This window comes from Acidobacteriota bacterium (genome assembly GCA_016700075.1).
Taxonomy (GTDB): domain Bacteria; phylum Acidobacteriota; class Blastocatellia; order Pyrinomonadales; family Pyrinomonadaceae; genus OLB17.
The window spans coordinates 3,300,001-3,318,797 of the sequence record CP065000.1 but is presented as its reverse complement, the minus strand read 5'-3'; the positions used below and the strand labels follow the sequence as shown (position 1 = coordinate 3,318,797).

Genomic DNA, 18,797 nt, shown 5'->3' with positions numbered 1-18,797 from the left:
GGCACCGCCGACCCGGCGGATGGGCGAACGAACGCCCGACGAGTCCCGTCTGCCGTCAGGACGTAAAGCAAAACATAAAGGCAAGATATCCGAGGAAGCAGTGAAAGACCAATGATCAATGATGACACCGAGAATCGAATGTGGGCGAGGCCGAATATGATGGTCACATTTCGTGCAGAAATAATGCCCGGCAAATTGCGAGATGCCCGCACGTTCCGCATTATCGAGGTGATGCCGAACGGCCGTGTACGTCTCGACGATTTCCCCGGCGAGTATCGCGAGGCCGCATTTGAGGCAATTAATTTTCTAAGGGAGAAGGCCGCGCGAGATCAGACCTCATAAACCCTGCCGAGTTCTACTATCTCAAGGCCGGCGATAGAAAGCTCTTCAAGCTGCGAAACGACAGTCTCGCGATACATTGGCTTTATGTTTATCACGTAAACCGGACATTGACGTTCCGGATATTTTTCCAACTCCGCTTTAAGTTTTATTGGCGTGAGATGATTTGAAACGGCAGAGAGCTCGTCAAATTCATTCGGAAAAGCAGCCTCCACTACGACAGCTTTCAAATTGTCCGCATGTCTGCACACCTGCCAAAATTCGTCTGTTTCTGCGGTATCGCCGGTTATTGCAACCGAAGTGATCCCGTCGGAGATCATAAATCCGGTGGCAAGGACCTTGTGGTTCACAGGAATGCTCTTTACGGTAAGATGAGCAACTTGGAATGTATCGCCGTGAGCGAACTCGACATATTCGATGACAGGTCCCCGCTCGTTTCTTAGTTCAGAGAATCTCGGGTACACCGACCAATTAAAGATGTCCCTTTCAAGTATCTCGACCATTTCCCGCGTCGCATGTACCCGGATCGGGCCGTCCAACCGAGCAAACATATCATCGAGAAAGATCGGAAGTCCCGCAATGTGGTCGAGGTGCGTGTGTGTCAACAGGATATCCCGGACATTATCCCTTTGAAACTCTGAACAGGACATTGCGAGACAGCCGGCGTCGATAGCGACCCGGTCGTCGATCATTGCGGTCAGCAGGTGCTGACGAGCGGATGCCCGTCCGTCCTCATCGATGGAGCTTGGCAGCACTTGGAATCTCATATTCTATCGTGCACAGGTCTCCGCTCTTCCGCCATCAATAGCATAGGTCGCACCGGTGATCCATCCGGCTTTGTCAGAGGCGAGATAAAAAATCAGATTCGCGACCTCTTCGGGCTCACCGGGCCGGCCGATCGGATGCGTGTTCTTCGAATTCTCCAGAAAAGCTTCGTAGTCTTCGTCCGACATACCGCCGCGTTTGTGCAATTTGGTAACGACAACTCCCGGGTTTACTGCGTTCACTCTGACGCCGCGGGGAGCAAGCTCAAGGGCAAGACACCTCGTGAACTGATCTAGGGCGGCCTTTGAAACGCAATAAGCGAGTACATTCGGAAATGCACGCGTACCTGCGACACTTGAAACGTTTACGATACTGCCCTTGGACTCGATCAGATGCGGGACGAACCGCTGCGAGAGCATAAAGACAGACCGCAGATTGATGTTCATCGTCTTATCCCACTCGTCAATTGTAGTCGTTTCAATATTGCCGCCTCGTAAAATGCCTGCACAGTTCACTAAAACGTCGACCTTTCCAAAACTGTCGATCACTTCATTAACGGCCCGCTCCAACTGAGTCGGTTCCGCGAGATCAGCGAGCAGGGGCTTGATGCTGCCGTCTGATTCCTTGCTGATCTTCAATTCGTCGATCAGAGCCTTTTCGTTACGCCCGATGCCCACCACTGATGCTCCCTCATTGGCGAATGCCAGTGCTGCTGCTCGGCCGATGCCGCTGCTGGCCCCAGTAACGACGACAACTTTGTCTTTCATAAATTTGAAACTGCCTTAGTCGGGTTAAGAATATCAATCGACGCCTTTGCAGTTCAAATCGCTGAGCAAAAAGAAAAACGCGGCATCCTTATTGGACGCCGCGTTCCCTAGAGCACCATTCGGCGCCCAAAAAACTTAAGATGTTAAGATTCGCTCATTTCAGCAGGACCGAATAGGAGTTTCACCGCCGCTCTCGTTTCATTAGACTTCCTCTCGTGCATTTCAGCGACCCAGTCGCCCACGGTTTCAACAATTTGACGTGTAGCTTTTCGCGCGTCCTCCAACTTTGTCCGCGGAGCTCCGCTCGTTTCACTTGAACGCTTGATTACCTTGATCTTCCTTACTTTTGCCATTTGAGCTACCTCCTTATCAGCGGACAATATGCCTTGTTGGGAATACAAAATGTTGACTATCTTGCTCTTCGCTAAGATTACGAAAATCGATTCAGAGTTGTTCGAAAAACATTTTTCACTGTTTGCCGTATTACTTGTATGTATCGAAAACATTTGTCCTGATTGACTTATTATTCGATTCATAGCAATTTAACAGCTATAGCTTTGCTAACCCCCAAAACTAGAGGATCCCTAAATGAAGAAAATATTTGTCCTTCTTGGCATAGCCATTCTTGCGGCCGCCGCCGTACGGGCTCAGGAAAGGCCGGTCGCATTTGTTAACGCGAGGGTCATTCCGATCGTCGGTGCGGAACTTGAATCCGGAACGGTCGTCGTTCAAAACGGCAAGATCGTTGCGATCGGTGATTCGCGAACCGTCCGCCCGCCCGCCGGTGCGACCATCATTGACGCAAAAGGCAAGGTCATAATGCCCGGACTCGTCGATTCACACAGCCACATCGGCGAAACAGCCGGAGCAGACGCATCGTCGCCTATCCAGCCTGAGGTGAGGCTGCTGGATAGCCTCAATGCACGCTCAGCAGGAATTCAGCGTGCACAGGCCGGCGGGCTGACAACTGTCAACGTCATGCCCGGCTCCGGCCACCTGAACAGCGGTCAGACGCTCTACATCAAACTTCGCGACGGTGCGAACAAGATCGACGATCTGCTCATTTTTGATAAGGACGGCGTATATGCCGGCGGGATGAAGTTCGCGAACGGCACGAATTCGATCCGAGCCGGAGGCGGCAATTTCCCTGGAACTCGCGCAAAATCCGCATCGCTCGTGCGTGAGCAGTTCGTCAAAGCTCAGGAATATCGCGACAAGATCCGAAAGGCAGGCGGCGACGCTTCGAAAATGCCAACGCGTGACCTTGCGATGGAAGCATTGGTTGAGTTGCTAGACGGAAAACGCATCATCCATTTCCACACGCACCGCCATGACGACATTTTGACCGTTTTGCGTCTTCAGAAAGAATTCGGCTTCCGGGTCGTACTTCAGCACGTCAGCGAAGCATGGAAAGTAGCCGACGAGATCGCGAAAGCAAAGGTCCCGTCATCGATCATTCTCATCGATTCGCCGGGCGGCAAGCTCGAGACGATGGATATCGATTTCCGAAACGGTGCCGCACTCGAAAAAGCAGGCGGCCTGGTCGGCTTTCATACCGACGACGGCATTACTGATTCACGGTGGTTTTTGCGTTCGGCCGGACTAGCTATCCGTGCCGGCATGTCGCGTGAAAAGGCATTGTACGGCATGACGATGGCGAACGCGATCATGATGGACCTGCAGAATCGCGTGGGCTCGCTCGAGGTCGGAAAAGATGCCGACCTCATCCTGCTTTCGGGTGATCCGCTCAGCGTTTACACGCGAGTTCTTGAAACATGGGTCGAGGGCAAAAAGGTCTTCGACCGCAGCGACCCGAAAGACCGCCTGCGGGCGCTAGGCGGTATCGGTGCCATGTCAGGCCCTGAAATGCACATGGATTGCTTCCACGATGACGGAGGGTTGAACTAATGAGAAACAAGAGATTTACGACGCTGATTTTTACCGCATTTGTTTTCGCCCTGCTCGCGGGTTTCAATGCCTCCGCTCAGATCGCTGTCAAAGGCGAGACCATCTGGACAATGGAGGGATCGCCGATAACGAACGGCGTCATCCTTATCAAGAACGGCAAGATCGAGGCCGTCGGAACCGCCGCACAGGTCAGCATTCCTGCGGGCTATACCGTGATCAATGCAAAGGTTGTCACGCCGGGCCTGATCGATTCGCGTACGGTCATCGGCCTGAACGGCTATCTCAACCAACCCCATGACCAAATGGCACTGGACGGCGGCGGCTCGTTCCAGCCGGAACTCCGTGCTATCGACGCCTACAACGCCGAAGAAAAGCTCGTCGAATGGGTTCGACAGTTCGGTGTAACTACGATCCACACGGGCCACCAGCCTTCAGCCCTTTCGCCCGGTCAAACCATGATCGCCAAAACATGGGGCAAGAACGTCGAGGATGCCACGCTCGTTTCGACAGCGATGGTCGCCGTGACGCTGGGCAATGCCGCGAACGCCGGGCAAGGCCGTTCGCCGGGCACCCGTGCCAAACAGGTCGCTATGCTGCGTGCCGAACTCATAAAGGCACAGGACAACGCGAAAAAGGCTGAGGCTCCGCGGGACCTTCGTGCAGCAGTAATGGTATCCGTCATCAAACGCGAGATCCCGCTGCTCGTCAACGCCCATCGCGCTCAGGACATCATGTCCGCTCTTCGCATCGCGAAGGAATTCAATGTACGCATCGTACTCGACGGTGCCGCCGAATCAATGGTCGTGCTTGATGAGATCAAAAAGGCGGGCGTACCCGTGATAATTCATCCGACAATGGCGCGACCGGGCGGCGACGCCGAGTCGCTCTCAATGGAAACAGCTAAATTGCTGCGGGCGGCGGGTGTTCCGGTCGTATTCCAAAGCGGGTATGAAGGCTATGTCCCGAAAACGCGTGTCGTGCTTTTTGAAGCTGCGATGGCAGCCGGTGCAGGGCTTTCTCGCGAAGACGCGATGGCAATGCTGACGATCGACGCGGCCAAGCTGCTCGGCCTGGATTCGCGTATCGGTTCGTTGAAGGTCGGCAAAGACGCCGACATCGCAATGTACGACGGCGACCCTTTCGAATGGATCACACGCTGCACCGGAACCATCATTAACGGAAAGGTCGCGAGCGATATCGTTCGATAAGTTCCCTTGGTAACTCACGCGGTGGCGGATGTTTTTTTCGTCACCGCATTTTCAAATAAGATTATGTTCGCTGCACTATTTCTTCCGTTGATACTGCTGTTTCAAGCTCCCGCCATTGCTCCTAAGCCCGCTGACACGCCGAAACCTGAGGCGATAAAACATATGCCGAACGATGATCCGCCCGTCGCGGTCAAACGTTCGATAAGAGTTGCCGGACGCCAATTGAACTACACCGTAACGACCGGTTTTATGCCGATACGTAACGCGGCCGGCGAAACGGAAGCCCGCATATTCTTCATGGCATATACGCTGGACGATCCGCCCGCACGCCGTCCGCTAATGTTCTCCTTTAACGGCGGCCCGGGCTCGGCCTCCGTCTGGCTCCATCTGGGCACATTAGGCCCGCGTCGCGTAAAGATGCTTGACGATGGAATGATGCCGCCGCCGCCCTATGAGATCGCAGACAACGAATACACATGGCTGACCGAGACCGACATGGTCTTTATCGACCCCGTCGGAACCGGTTATTCGCGTGCGGCAAAACCTGAACTTGCAAGCAAGTTCTTCAGCGTGAACGGCGATATCGAATCGGTCAGCGAGTTTATCCGAATGTATCTCGGCCGCTACGAACGCTGGGCGTCGCCGCTTTTCCTCGTCGGTGAAAGCTACGGCACCACTCGTGCCGCCGGTCTTTCGAATCACCTTTTCGAGCGCGGCATCGGACTGAACGGAATACTTCTTGTCTCGGCTGTTCTTAATTTCCAATCAATACGATTTGCCGACAACAACGATCTGCCGTTGGTGCTGATCCTCCCCAGCTACACCGCGACGGCGTGGTATCACAAACGGCTTTCGCCTCAGATGCAGGCAAGGTCGATCGAGGACATAACCGCCGAAGCCCGCCGCTTCGCCGCTAACGAATACGGCCCGGCACTGCTCCGCATCGACAGCCTGACGCCGGCAGAGAAGAATTCCCTATTGGATAAATTCAGCGCATTGACGGGGCTAGGCAAGCAGTTCATAGAACAGCAGAATTTCCGGATCGAACTTGGCGAATTCAATAAAGAACTTCTGCGCAGCGAACGCCGCACGACAGGCCGGCTCGACAGCCGTTTCAAAGGTATTGATCGCGATGCGGGCGGCAATTCACCTGACACAGACCCGTCAATGAACGCAATTCGTCCGCCATACACCGCCGTTTTCAATGACTATGTCAGACGCGAACTCGGTTTTAAGACGGACCTGGACTACTTCATTCTCGGCGGCGGCATCACAAGCCCTTGGAATTGGAATACCAACAACGCATACGCCGACACCAGCATTCCGCTAAAGAACGCAATGGCGAAAAATCCGTATATGAAGGTCTGGTTCGCTCAGGGCTATTACGACATGGCGACGCCGTTCTATGCGGCGGAATACACGGTTTCGGCAATGCAGCTCGACCCGCAACTTCGGAGAAACGTCAGCTTCTCGTACTACGAATCCGGACATATGATGTATATCGAGAAAAACTCGCTGCGTCAGATCAAAAATGACGCCGCAAAGTTCATCGCCGATTCGTTGAAGAAGTAGATCAGTGCCCGGTATTGCCGCGAATTAGCTCTATTGCGTGCCGCAATACCGGCCGAAGCACGTCATAATATTCCTCGACGCCGCGGGGCGAGCCCGGGAAATTTATGATAAGAGTATTTCCGCGGATGCCGCTGACGCCGCGTGAGAGCATCGCCATCGGGTGTCTTGCGGCCGTCTCGCGGCGCAGTGCTTCCGAGATTCCCGGAGTTTCCTTTTCAATGACACGAAGAGTAGCCTCCGGCGTGTTGTCCCGCGGCGCAGATCCCGTCCCGCCGGTCGTTATAATAAGGTCAACGCCCGACTCCGCAAGTTCTACTAAGATCGCACTTATCGCATCCGGCTCGTCGGAAATAATGCGGCGATCCGCGACCTCAATGCCGTCCGCGACCATCAACTCGCACAGCCTATCGCCTGACAGATCGTCCGCCGCCTTTCGCGTATCGCTCACCGTAACCGCCGCCGCTGATATTCTTTCGCCCATTCCAATACTCCGCGCACTTGGTGCTCTCGGTGGCAGTTTCGGCTATCCTGCAGTCGATTCGATCGCCTCTATCCGATTTCTACGCCTGCCGTACATCACGCTTAAGAATACACCAAAAACCACCAACGACATTCCGGCAAGCGTGAGCAGGCTCTGCTCCTCACCGAATATCAGCCAGCCAGCAGTGATCGCGTAAACCAAGCCCGTATAGTTGATGATAGCAACGCCGGCGGCTTTTTCCGCCTGTAAGGCTTTTGTCAGAAAAACTTGTCCCGCTTGCGAAAATATTCCGATGAACAAAAGAAACAGCCACTCAATGCCGACCGGCGTTACCCAATAAAAGAAAAGGCTAATCCCGCCGGCGATGAGCCCAACAAGCTGAAAATGCAGTACCACTGTGAGCGGATGTTCTCGCCCGCGCATCGTCCGGACCAGATTATACGCGACGCCCGAACCGAGCGCAGACAAAATGCCGAGTGCAACGTAGAAAGGCGATACTCGGGTGTCGACCTGCTGTATCAGAAGCACACCGCCGAATGCCAACGCATAGAAAAGCCACTGCATCGCACGCACGCTCTCTTTCAATAGAAAGATAGCGATCGTAGCAGTAAAGATAGGCGATAGATATTGAATGGTCTGAGCCGTGGCGAGCGGCATCTGCTGAAGTGTGACGAAAAAGAAATAAAGTGCCGTTGTCCCAAATGCTCCGCGCAAAAACAGCAGCAGATGATTCTCGCCGATCAGGCTTCCGCCGTCCTTCTGTAGACCGTAAACGCAAAACGACGCGGCTACCAAACAACGAAAAAAGACGATCTCCATCGCCGGAATGTGCGAGACCTGCTTGACGAAAATGTTGGCGCAAAAAAACGCGAGCGTTGATAGGAACATCGCTCTCACGCCCGGCGTCAGGAATGTGGCATCAGTGGACAAGCTACGAGATTAGCCTGTTTTAGAATCTAACCGCAACCGCAATCGCGGCCGCATTTGCCAGCAGGTTTACGACGGAAGGTCGAATATGCCTTCGATGCTCCAAATGACGCCGCCAGAAGGATCGCCAAAAAAACCAGAGCTTCCTGCATCATCATTCGAACCCCATTGCTCTTCCGATCTGATAGGTCGCAAACGACACCAGATACGCCAATCCCGTCATATACGCGATCATGAAAAGGGGCCATGACCAAGAGTTCGTTTCGCGCCGGACCACCGCGACCGTTGACATACACTGCATCGCGAGCACGAAGAAAACCATCAGCGTCAACGCGGTCAGTGGCGTCCAGACGGGCCGGCCGTCGTCACGTTTCGCACTTCGGATCGCGGCGATCAGCGTCTGCGATTCTTCATTTTCGTCTTTTCCGACGTTGTAAATGATACTCAGCGTCGAAACTAACACCTCGCGTGCGGCGAAGCTCGCGATCAACGCGACGCCGATCTTCCAATCGAAGCCCAGCGGCTCAATAGCGGGCTCGATCAGATGCCCGAGACGTCCGGCATAGCTGTTCTTTACCTGTTCCGATTCTGCTGTAGCCTCCGTTTCGGTTGACCTTGTAGGAGCGTCAGATGAAGCCTCACCCCGCGGCTCTGCGGCTGCCACTGCTGCTGCATCTGTCCCCTGCTGATCGCTGATCGCGGGCTGCTCATGCCGCGGAAAATACATTAGCGCCCATAGCACGATCGAGATCGCCAAAATGACTGTTCCGGCGCGTTTTAGGAATAGCCACGCCCTTGTAAGCATGTTTTGCACCACGGTTCGAATGTTCGGCATACGGTACGGTGGCAGTTCCATGAGGAACGGCGGCGGCGGTGCGTTGAGGATCGTGCGTTTTAGTATGAACGCAACGATTATCGCCGTGACGATACCCAGCAGATACATCAGCAGCATCAACACCGCGCCGAGCGACAAGAATCCAAACAGATATTGCCCCGAAAAGAACGCACCGATCATAAGCGTATAGACCGGCAAACGGGCCGAACAGCTCATCAGCGGTGCGATCATTATCGTCGCAAATCTATCGCGGCGGCTTTCGATGGTCCGAGTTGCCATGATGCCGGGGATCGCACACGCAAAGCTGCTGATCAGCGGCAGGAACGCCTTTCCGTGAAGCCCGACGCGGCTCATTAGTTTGTCCAGCAGGAATGCCGCACGGGCCATATAGCCGGAATCTTCGAGCAAAGATATGAAAAAGAAAAGCAGTAAGATCTGCGGCAGGAATACCACCACACCGCCGACGCCCGCGATGATCCCGTCTGAAACTAGGTCATTCAAGATGCCTGCAGGGATCACTGCCCGCGATTCATCGGCCAGCCAGCCGAACCCTTGCTCGAGCAGATCCATCGGCAGGCTCGCCCACGAAAAGATCGCCTGAAACACGAGCAGCATGAGTCCTGCCAAAATTGCCAGGCCAAAGAACCGGTGCGTCAACATCGAATCGATCTTTTCAGAGCGCCTGTGCTTATCCAGATCGTTGTGACGGACAGATGCCTGAACGATATCGGAAACAAAATTGTAACGGGCAAAAATGCGCGCATTCTGCGAATCGCCGTTCTCCGCGGTCTGAAGGCTAAAAGCCGCAGCCTGATGACCTACCGCGTCAGACGCTGCAATTGCCAGATCTTCAACCCCGCGGCCGTCCTTTGCATTTATCGCGATAACAGGGACGCCGAGCCGCTTCGATAGAAGAGCGATGTCTATCTCATGGCCTTGCCTTTCGAACACGTCCATCATCGTCAAAGCGACGACCACGGGGATGCCGAATTCCATGATCTGAGTTACGAGGTATAGATTTCTTTCGAGATTTGTCGAATCCACAACCGCAATTACGGCCGCGGGTCTTGGTATGTCGTCCTGTTCGCCGGCGATAACCTGACGTGCTATCTGCTCATCCAGCGACGTCGCTTCAAGGCTGTACAGACCGGGCAGATCGATCAGCCGAGCGTGACCAAACGGAAGTTTCCAGTTGCCCTCTTTGCGTTCGACCGTGACGCCCGGATAGTTCGCTACTTTTTGCCTAAGGCCGGTGAGCGAATTGAAAAGCGTCGTTTTGCCGGCATTGGGATTACCGGCCAACGCAATCACAAAATTGTTTGGCGAAGGATTTGAGGAGATTTCAAAGGAACTGCTCAGACAGGAACCACCTCGACTGATTCAGCTTCTGTGCAGCGCATCGCGAGATTGTACCCGCGAACAACGACCTCGATCGGATCGCCGAAAGGAGCCGCTTTGACCACGCGGACATCGGCGCCCGGAACTACGCCCATTTCCATGAGGCGTTTTGAAATGCGCCCGTTCCCGTTCACGGAAGTAACCTTAGCGTGAGAACCGACCGGAAGGTCTCTCAATGTGTTTGCGGCCTTGTGCGATGACGTTCCTTTCATCGCTTAAAGAATATCCTAAATGAAAATGATTTTCAATTTCTGAATGCGATCTTTTCAGATCATTCCAGGGTCTTCGGATTCACCGTGATATCTGCCTGGTACTGACCGGCCAGTACCCTCAGCGGCACACGTGATTGGGCCGCGATCCAGACCTTAATCGGCAGCGTATCAAGAGCCGGAACTCCGGTCTGAAAAGAAATGAGCTGGGCAGCTACCTTTTCGCCGTTGATGGTGATGACCTCGGGGGCCGACGGACGCAAAGTGAACACATAGGCCTTGTTTTCCCAGAATACGGCAACACGTGTGTCGTTGACCGGATTGCCTGCGTCTTTACTCGGCTTGAGGTTAAATGACCGCATCGCATACAACAGCGAAACCATTGAATGCGTCCCCAACGGGATGTCTGCCGTTTCCGCGCCGAACGTCGCTTTCCCTGTTAACATATCGAAAAGCACCGATTGGTTGAGAGCCGGGAATGGCGAATTGAACTTTGCCTCGAACTTTCTTGTAGCGAGAGTGTCTGGATCGACATACGCGACCGCCGTATCGCCCATCCTCAATCCGGGATTGCCCGGCTCGACGCCCGTGACCGAGGCACGCAGAACCAGCGTGTCGACCTTGTCTATCAAGTCACGACGCTCTGCGTTTAGGCTCATTCTGCCGGCCGGCCGGCCGCCGTAAAACAAACGAAACTCCAAATTCTCACCAAGCTCGAACCCCAGTTCGGTCAGTAACGGCTGATTTGGAATGTAGGTAACAGGTGCCGGCGTCGGGCTGCGAATCGGCGTCGGCGTAGGAACCGGAGTAGGTGTCGCGGCAGGTTCAACTGTAGGCTCAGTGACTGTCGACAGAACCGCCCGAAACTGACCGCGATCGGTTCTGCACCTGATCACGACGGGGATCATTCGATCATCTGCTGAAAAATGAATGGCGAGGTCCGTAATGCCGCGTGACGCGAAAAGATCGCTCTCGATACGCACTATCATAGTTTCGTAAACGCCAAGAGGCGTCCACGACCGAATGGTGCCTGCATTCTGCGCGATCACGGAATGGACGGCGCCGCCTTCCCTGACTGTAAAGCTCCCCGATCCGCCGGCATTTCGTATCGCATATATCAGAGAAAGCAGGTCATGATCGATCGGGGCTTCCTTGAAAAAACTGGAACTTGTCGAGACCGGAAGCGGTCCGGTCCTGTCGACCCGCCCTGAGAACAAAGGCAAGCCGGTAGATGCGTCAATATAGGTCGTTCTTGTCTCGTCGAGTTTTATGAACGCCGCGGAAACCAACTCTACCGTTTTGATGTTCGCTCTAAGTTCAAGTGCGTCACGCCCTTCGACCTTGCCTGAGGAGCTTATGCCTATGTCGGCGACACCTGCGTTTTCGGATGGCCCGAACGACAGCGTATATGAGAACTTCTCGCCAACGCGAAGCTTTGACGTCCTCGATAGTTTGTCCGCAGGGCGTGTCGCGGTCTCAATCGGCGGCGCCCCGGTCTTCACGGGGCCACGCGAACCGGCGTCTCTCGAAGCAGCCTCTTTCACTGCTGCTTCTTTAGCCGCAGCCTCTTTGTCATCGACATTGATGATGGTGGTGTCGCTGACCGCACTCCCCTTTTTCTGAGCCTCTTCCTTTTGCCGTGCCTCCGCCTTTTCCTTTTCCGTCTTTTCCCTTTCAGTCTGGGCAAAATGGACTTGCGGGCCAGCCGCAAAGATAAATGCGGCTGCCGCGAACCACAGTATCGCGGTCAAGTACTTTTGGGGGTCTTTGATGATCAAACTCAAACTACTCCGCATCTCCGGCATTTAGCATAGATTCAAATGCAGATCGGCGATCTTCGGCCTCAAGCACGGGCCGGCCGATCACCAAAAAATCGGAGCCGTTGGACAAAGCTCCCTGTACGGTCATTACACGTTCCTGGTCGTCTTTGGTTGCGGAGTTCGGCCGTATTCCTGGCGTTACCGTCAGAAAATCGCCTCCGGCCTCGGCCTTGATCATAGGCACTTCCTGTGCAGAAGCGACCACGCCGTCCATTTCCGACAACTTTGCAAGTCTCGCCAATCTGAGCACCTGCTCTTTCGGCGTAGAATTGAATCCGACCTCATGTAGGGTCGCTTCCGCCGAACTCGTCAAAACGGTAACGGCGACTATGAGAGGCCGCTTTGTACCGTTGACCGCATGTTCGTTATCGACAGCATATCTTGCAGCCCGCAGCATCGAACCGCCGCCCAATGAATGTACATTGAACATCCACACCCCAAGCCTTGATGCCGCAATTGACGCCTGAGCAACAGTATTTGGAATGTCATGAAATTTCAGGTCAAGAAATACACGATGGCCTTTGCCCACGAACTCCTCAACAATATCGCGTCCGGCAGATGAAAAAAGCTGCAGCCCGATCTTGTATATGACGTTATAGCCCGCCAATTCCTCTGCAACACGCCGGGCCTCGTCCGCCGAGCTCACATCGAGCGCGATCATTATTCGCGACGCTGTTTCGTCCGCCACAGCGGCATGGGACGTTGAAGAGGCCATGACTAATCGAGGTCGAGAGGGTTCTTGAATGGAGTTCCGGGGTCTGATTCGGCCCGCTTCATAGCTTCTTTGAATTTCTCTTCAAGCAGCCGTCCGCGGTCTTTATGCGAGGACATTTCCTGCGCAAAGATCTGGTCCCGCAACTCTTTTTGTTTACTTAATTCACTCTTGAGATCATCGAAAGAGGCGAGCTGCTTCTTTTTTTCTTCATGCGAAAGCAGTGCTCCCGTTGACGAGTCGATCGTAAGGGTCGCCTCACAGCATGGACATTGAAGGGTAAATCTTTCCATACGCTCCGACGAAATTATACAACATCTCTTATTGTATGTTGTGTATCACTTCACTCCCGCTATCTGCAGCAGCCTCGCCGCCGGCATATTAAGTAAGTTGTCGATCTTGTCGGATTCCAACTCGATGACATTTCCATCCTTGAACGTGAACTTTACTCTTTTCGTTCCGGGTTTAAGAAAATAGGTATCTACACGCAAAAGCGTCGGATGGGCTTTGAATATCCTGATCTCTGAAACTGTGCCGTCAGGGAGCATTGTAATAGCACCTTCTGAATTTTCGGGTGCAGGACTCAGCGTTGGCGGAACGGGCGAGGCGTTCGGATCTGCATCTACACGCTGTCGGCGGCGAGCACGATCGAGCGTACTTCCCTTTCCGATCCGGTTCGTCGCATCGTTTTCAAAGTATTCGACGTTTGCCGGCACATATGTGTTCCCGGGCGGCACAGAAACATTTGAATTTACAGGGGGCGGAGCCTCCGCGGCATTCTGCGGACGAACAGTATTAGTATTCTCAGGCTTCTTTTTTGGTTCCGGTTTCGAACATGATACGGCAGCAAAGATCGAAAGGATCACAGCCGCCGCTACCCAACCAGTTCCAAAAGTCTGCTTTTCACCCGAGGCCATTCTGACTCTATGATACTGAAATAAACGGAGTTACGGAAACGGCCGCCCTGCGTGATCATGTGATTCCGCAGTGTACCTTCTTCTGTAGCACCTATCCTTGCGATGGCCTTTCGGGACCTTTGGTTGTTCTCATCCGTCTTGAATTCGACCCGTATACAGCCCCACACCTCGAACGCGTGCGTCAGCATAAGAAGCTTTGTCTCCGTGTTGATCCCTGTGCGTTGCGACGCAGGCGTTATCCACGTCCAGCCGATCTCGGTCTTCCGATTTTCGACGTCAATGCTACCGAACCGCGTCGAACCGACGACCTTACCGCTTCCCTTTTCAACGATCACGAACGGCAAAGCGGTCCTGGCTGCCTGCTCTTTCATAGCATTTCGAACGTATTCCTCCATATCGGCATCGTTGCGGATCGCACGCGACGTCCACTGCCACAATTCGTCAAAAAGCCCCGCCTCACATAACCCGGGAACTCGCACTACGCTCATGGGCTCGAGGCGGACAAGCTTCCCTTCCAAAACTAACGGCACAACATTCATGGTCTATATTGGTGTTCAAAGATGAGATAGGGCAGACCAAAGCCTGCCCTAGATCAAACTGTCTCGATACGTAGATCAAACGTCGTAATACATCGAAAACTCGAGCGGATGCGGCCGCAGACGCAGCGGCGTCACTTCATTCTCGCGTTTGTAACGGATCCAGCGTTCGATAAGCTGCGGAGTGAAAACATCGCCCTTCAGTAGAAAATCGTGATCGTTCTCGAGAGCGTTCAGCGATTCTTCGAGACTGCCGGGCAGCGAGGGCACGTTCTTCAGCTCTTCCGGCGGCAGATCGTAAATATCCTTATCGAGCGGCTCGCCCGGATCGATGCGGTTCTGCACACCGTCCAGCCCTGCCATAAGCAGTGCAGCAAACGTCAGATACGGATTACACGACGGGTCCGGCGGACGGAACTCAAGCCGCTTTGCCTTTGGAGATGACGAGAACATCGGAATTCGAACTGCTGCTGAGCGGTTTCGTGCCGAATACGCAAGATTTACCGGAGCCTCAAAGCCCGGCACGAGACGTTTGTAACTGTTCGTCGTAGGAGCGGCGAAACCTACCAGAGCGGGCGCATGCTTGAGCAGGCCGCCGATGTAAAACTTTGCCATTTCCGACAAACCGGCATATTGATCGCCCGCGAACAGCGGATTTCCGTCCTTCCACAGCGACTGGTGAACGTGCATTCCCGAGCCGTTGTCGCCATAGATCGGTTTCGGCATGAAAGTCGCTGTCTTGCCGGACGCCGCCGCGACGTTCTTCACAACATATTTGAAGAGCATCAGATTGTCGGCAGTGTGCAGCAGGTTAGAGAAGCGAAAATCGATCTCGCATTGCCCCGCTGTCGCGACCTCGTGATGGTGGCATTCGACGATAATGCCGACCTCGCCAAGGATCGATGAGATCGTATTCCGAATATCGATCAGCGTATCGAGCGGTGCGACCGGAACATAGCCTTCCTTCGCACGAATGTGATAGCCGCTGTTAGGGTCGAATTCCCCGCCGACACGCCCCGAATTCCAATGGCCTTCCTCGGAATTCACATAGTAGCCGGCAGCATTCTGCTCATTGTGAAAACGGGCCTCGTCGAAAATGAAAAATTCTGCTTCGGGACCTACTAAAACAGTGTCCGCGAGGCCGGTGAATTTCAGATAGCTTTCCGCACGCGTCGCAACGGAACGCGGATCCAGCCAATAACCTTCTTTTGTGATCGGATCGACCGCATTTGCTATAAGACAAAGCGTTGTGTCCTCCGTAAAGGGATCGATCCAAAATCGAGTCGGATCCGGCACAAGCAGCATGTCAGATTCGTGGATCGCCGCCCAGCCTCGCAGGCTCGACGCGTCAAATCCGAACCCGTCCTCAAAACTGTCTTCCGTAAGCTGCTCGATGGGAAATGTCAGATGATGCCATGCTCCGACCAGATCCGTAAACCTGACAGAAACGAACCTCGCCTCCTGATCAGCCGCATAATTCAATACATTCTTTGCGTTCATTATTGCTCCTCAAGTTCTTTAAATATTGTTCCTGAAAATTCAAACATGACTGAACGACATTAAGATCGCACCGCCACCAAGGCTAGATACTACAGCGTCACCTCTGAATTCCTAACTGAGGGGAACAAGTGATCGCGATACGAACTATCCCCTACATTTTTGTAGGATTATTGCGAGACGATTAGGACAACATATGTGCTATCAATAGGTTAACTAATGATGGAAATTATACGATCTCGCCGACGAGGTCGTAATCGTGGGCTTCGGTGATGTGGACGTTGTAGATCTCGCCAATATGGGGCTCGAAATTTTCGGGCATGTCGTTGATCAGAATGTAACCGTCTATCTCTTGGGTTTGGCCTTCGAGCCGGCCCTGGAATAGCAGGTCCGATTCCTGTGACAGGCCTTCAAAGATAACGGGAAACGTCTTGCCGACCTTCGCTTTGTTCAGCTCGCGGCTGATCTTTGCCTGTTCTTTCATCAGACGGTCGCGGCGTCTTTTGGCGACCTTTGGATCGACTTTGTTCGGCAGATCGAATGCAGACGTGCCTTCTTCGTCGGAATAGGTGAACACACCGACATTATCGAAGCGGCAGTTCTGCACAAATTTGATCAACTCCTCGAAATCTTCATCGGTCTCGCCCGGAAAGCCGGTGATGAACGTCGTCCGTATCGCAATACCGGGAACTGCATCGCGAACTCTCGCAATAAGACGCTCCAAACTTTCACGCGTTCCGCCGCGTTTCATCAGCTTTAACACGTTTCGCGAAGCGTGCTGGAGCGGCATGTCGAGGTATTTGACCGCCTTTGGTGTCTCCGCGATCGCAGCCAAGAACGCATCAGAAATATGCGTCGGATACGCGTACATCACACGAACCCATTCGAGTTCTTCAATTTCACCGAGAGCTCGTATCAACTGCGCCAGCAGATCGACCTCGCCGAGGTCCTCGCCGTATCGCGACGAGTCCTGTGCGATCAGGACGACCTCTTTTACACCCTGCTTGGCGAGTGTACGTGCTTCTTCAATGATCGAACCGAATCGCCGTGATCTAAAACTTCCCCGCATGGACGGTATCGAGCAAAAAGCACACGGCCGGTCGCAGCCCTCGGCGATCTTGATGAACGCCGTGTGCGATTCCGTCGCACGCATTCGCGGCGTGTATTCGTCGTAGAGATATGTCGAGGACTTGTTGCCGACCGGTGTGATAGTTAGTTGCTTTGCGTCAAAGGCTTCGTCAGCGGCCTGCAAAATATCACCGACCTGCGACGTCCCGATGAACGCATCGACCTCAGGCAGCTCCTTCATCAGATCGTCACGATAGCGTTCGACCAGACAGCCCGCTACGATCACGCGTTTCGCCTTGCCCTCGGATTTGAGCGCGGTAGCTTCAAGGATCGCGTCGATGGATTCCTGCTTTGCAGATTCGATAAATCCGCAGGTGTTCACCACAACGGTATCGGCCTCGTCCGCATTGTTCGTGATCTCATAGCCCGCCTCAGCAAGCGTACCCATCATCACCTCGCTGTCAACGAGGTTCTTGGGGCATCCGAGACTGACAAATCCGACCTTTTTCATTAATACCATTGAACACAAAACAAAAAGCCCGTTCAACTCGAACGGGCTCTTCTTCGAAATAAATCCGGCGACTACCTACTTTCCCACACCTGAAAGGTGCAGTATCATCGGCTCAAGCAGGCTTAACTACCGTGTTCGGGATGGGAACGGGTGTGACCCTGCCGATAGAATCACCGGAAAACTGGTAAATATCGAACGGCTCGATATCTAAAAACTGAATACATTGCGACGAGTCCACTACGCGTTGCTGACATAAATTTGCTTGTAAACAAGATTTATGGTCAAGCCTTGGGACAATTAGTACTGGTCAACTAAGTACATTACTGCACTTACATCTCCAGCCTATCAACGTGGTGGTCTTCCACGAGTCTCACTGGCAATACTTATCTTAGGTCTGGCTTCACGCTTAGATGCATTCAGCGTTTATCCATGCTCCACATAGCTACCGAGCGCTACCGCTGGCGCGATAACTCGTACACTAGAGGTGGATCCATCCCGGTCCTCTCGTACTAAGGACAGATTCCTTCAATATTGCTACGCCCACACCAGATAGGGACCGAACTGTCTCGCGACGTTCTGAACCCAGCTCACGTACCACTTTAATCGGCGAACAGCCGAACCCTTGGGACCTTCTTCAGCCCCAGGATGTGATGAGCCGACATCGAGGTGCCAAACCCTGCCGTCGATGTGAACTCTTGGGCAGGATCAGCCTGTTATCCCCGGCGTACCTTTTATCCGTTGAGCGACGGCACTTCCATAAGCGACCGCCGGATCACTAACTCCTACTTTCGTACCTGCTCGACGTGTATGTCTCGCAGTCAAGCTGGCTTATGCGTTTACACTCTGCGGCTGATTTCCAAACAGCCTGAGCCAACCTTCGAGCGCCTCCGTTACTCTTTAGGAGGCGACCGCCCCAGTCAAACTACCCGCCTGATAATGTCCCTGACCCGGCTTACGGGTCGAGGTTAGAGTCCAGACAAACGAAGGGTGGTATCTCACCTGTGGCTCCACGAAGCCCAAAAGCCTCGTCTCATAGCCTCCCACCTATGCTGCGCATCGCATGCCCGAAATCACTATCAAGTTGTAGTCAAGGTGCACGGGGTCTTTCCGTCTAGATGCGGGAAACCGGCATCTTCACCGGTACTACAAGTTCGCTGTGCCCCTCGTTAAGACAGCTTCCAGATCGTTACGCCATTCGTGCAGGTCGGAACTTACCCGACAAGGAATTTCGCTACCTTAGGACCGTTATAGTTACGGCCGCCATTCACTGGGGCTTCGATTCGCAGCTTCGCCTTACGACTAACCACTCCTCTTAACCTTCCAGCAT

Annotated in this window: 18 protein-coding genes and 2 rRNA genes (1 of these 20 running past the window's edge); 4 read left to right on the top strand and 16 right to left on the bottom strand. The window is 53.7% G+C overall.

All coding sequences use genetic code 11. From position 1 onward, the window contains the following. Nucleotides 1-111: 111 nt before the first annotated feature. Nucleotides 112-342 (top strand): hypothetical protein, encoded by a 231-nt coding sequence (locus IPM50_15030; protein ID QQS32939.1) that lies wholly within the window; start codon nt 112-114, stop codon nt 340-342. Here the strand turns inward: IPM50_15030 and IPM50_15025 are convergent. The 3 genes from IPM50_15025 to IPM50_15015 form a co-directional block, all read right to left on the bottom strand. Then, on the bottom strand, nt 330-1,106 hold the full coding sequence (locus tag IPM50_15025; GenBank protein QQS32938.1) for a 3',5'-cyclic-nucleotide phosphodiesterase: 777 nt from the start codon (nt 1,104-1,106) through the stop codon (nt 330-332). The two genes, IPM50_15030 and IPM50_15025, sit on opposite strands and share 13 nt — an antisense overlap. A gap of 3 nt (nt 1,107-1,109) precedes the next feature. After that, nucleotides 1,110-1,871: an SDR family oxidoreductase gene (locus tag IPM50_15020; GenBank protein ID QQS32937.1), complete on the bottom strand. Its 762-nt coding sequence runs from the start codon at nt 1,869-1,871 to the stop codon at nt 1,110-1,112. A 143-nt stretch (nt 1,872-2,014) separates the two neighbouring features. After that, entirely contained in the window at nt 2,015-2,224 is a 210-nt protein-coding gene (locus IPM50_15015) for a hypothetical protein (GenBank protein ID QQS32936.1), read from the bottom strand. Nucleotides 2,225-2,459: 235 nt separating this feature from the next. Here IPM50_15015 and IPM50_15010 point away from each other — a divergent pair, with 235 nt between their 5' ends. The 3 genes from IPM50_15010 to IPM50_15000 all read left to right on the top strand — a co-directional run bounded on the left by IPM50_15010 (nt 2,460) and on the right by IPM50_15000 (nt 6,559). Further along, nucleotides 2,460-3,779: an amidohydrolase family protein gene (locus IPM50_15010; protein ID QQS32935.1), complete on the top strand. Its 1,320-nt coding sequence runs from the start codon at nt 2,460-2,462 to the stop codon at nt 3,777-3,779. Next, entirely contained in the window at nt 3,779-4,987 is a 1,209-nt protein-coding gene (locus IPM50_15005) for an amidohydrolase family protein (protein QQS32934.1), read from the top strand. Before IPM50_15010 ends, IPM50_15005 begins: the two co-directional genes overlap by 1 nt. Nucleotides 4,988-5,050: 63 nt before the next feature. Further along, entirely contained in the window at nt 5,051-6,559 is a 1,509-nt protein-coding gene (locus tag IPM50_15000) for a peptidase S10 (GenBank protein QQS32933.1), read from the top strand. 1 nt (nt 6,560) lies between these two features. On the opposite strand, the gene IPM50_14995 is transcribed toward IPM50_15000, so the two are convergent. From IPM50_14995 to IPM50_14935, 13 genes are all read right to left on the bottom strand, one after another. Beyond that, the gene (locus tag IPM50_14995; protein QQS32932.1) at nt 6,561-7,040 is read right to left on the bottom strand and encodes a MogA/MoaB family molybdenum cofactor biosynthesis protein; all 480 of its coding nucleotides are present in this window, start codon (nt 7,038-7,040) and stop codon (nt 6,561-6,563) included. 42 nt (nt 7,041-7,082) lie between these two features. Beyond that, a complete protein-coding gene (locus IPM50_14990) occupies nt 7,083-7,928 on the bottom strand; it encodes a DMT family transporter (GenBank protein ID QQS34544.1) in 846 nt (281 codons plus the stop codon). 193 nt (nt 7,929-8,121) lie between these two features. Beyond that, a complete protein-coding gene (gene feoB / locus IPM50_14985) occupies nt 8,122-10,143 on the bottom strand; it encodes a ferrous iron transport protein B (GenBank protein QQS34543.1) in 2,022 nt (673 codons plus the stop codon). Between the two features lie 14 nt (nt 10,144-10,157). Next, complete coding sequence (locus IPM50_14980; GenBank protein ID QQS32931.1) at nt 10,158-10,412, bottom strand: ferrous iron transport protein A; 255 nt, start codon at nt 10,410-10,412, stop codon at nt 10,158-10,160. Between the two features lie 59 nt (nt 10,413-10,471). Continuing rightward, on the bottom strand, nt 10,472-12,193 hold the full coding sequence (locus IPM50_14975) for a DUF3108 domain-containing protein (protein ID QQS32930.1): 1,722 nt from the start codon (nt 12,191-12,193) through the stop codon (nt 10,472-10,474). A gap of 1 nt (nt 12,194) precedes the next feature. Beyond that, entirely contained in the window at nt 12,195-12,944 is a 750-nt protein-coding gene (gene pyrF, locus IPM50_14970; GenBank protein ID QQS32929.1) for an orotidine-5'-phosphate decarboxylase, read from the bottom strand. A gap of 2 nt (nt 12,945-12,946) precedes the next feature. Continuing rightward, complete coding sequence (locus IPM50_14965) at nt 12,947-13,234, bottom strand: hypothetical protein (protein ID QQS32928.1); 288 nt, start codon at nt 13,232-13,234, stop codon at nt 12,947-12,949. A gap of 45 nt (nt 13,235-13,279) precedes the next feature. Beyond that, nucleotides 13,280-13,858, bottom strand: coding sequence for a hypothetical protein (locus IPM50_14960; GenBank protein QQS32927.1), 579 nt, complete (start codon nt 13,856-13,858; stop codon nt 13,280-13,282). Then, the gene (locus tag IPM50_14955) at nt 13,816-14,397 is read right to left on the bottom strand and encodes a GNAT family N-acetyltransferase (protein QQS32926.1); all 582 of its coding nucleotides are present in this window, start codon (nt 14,395-14,397) and stop codon (nt 13,816-13,818) included. Before IPM50_14955 ends, IPM50_14960 begins: the two co-directional genes overlap by 43 nt. Before the next feature lie 75 nt (nt 14,398-14,472). Beyond that, nucleotides 14,473-15,894: a type I glutamate--ammonia ligase gene (gene glnA, locus IPM50_14950; protein QQS32925.1), complete on the bottom strand. Its 1,422-nt coding sequence runs from the start codon at nt 15,892-15,894 to the stop codon at nt 14,473-14,475. Nucleotides 15,895-16,120: 226 nt separating this feature from the next. After that, nucleotides 16,121-17,470, bottom strand: coding sequence for a 30S ribosomal protein S12 methylthiotransferase RimO (gene rimO, locus IPM50_14945; GenBank protein QQS32924.1), 1,350 nt, complete (start codon nt 17,468-17,470; stop codon nt 16,121-16,123). 62 nt (nt 17,471-17,532) lie between these two features. Beyond that, a 5S ribosomal RNA gene (gene rrf / locus IPM50_14940) occupies nt 17,533-17,648 on the bottom strand. Between the two features lie 99 nt (nt 17,649-17,747). Continuing rightward, nucleotides 17,748-18,797, bottom strand: a 23S ribosomal RNA gene (locus tag IPM50_14935); it runs 1,838 nt beyond the window's last position.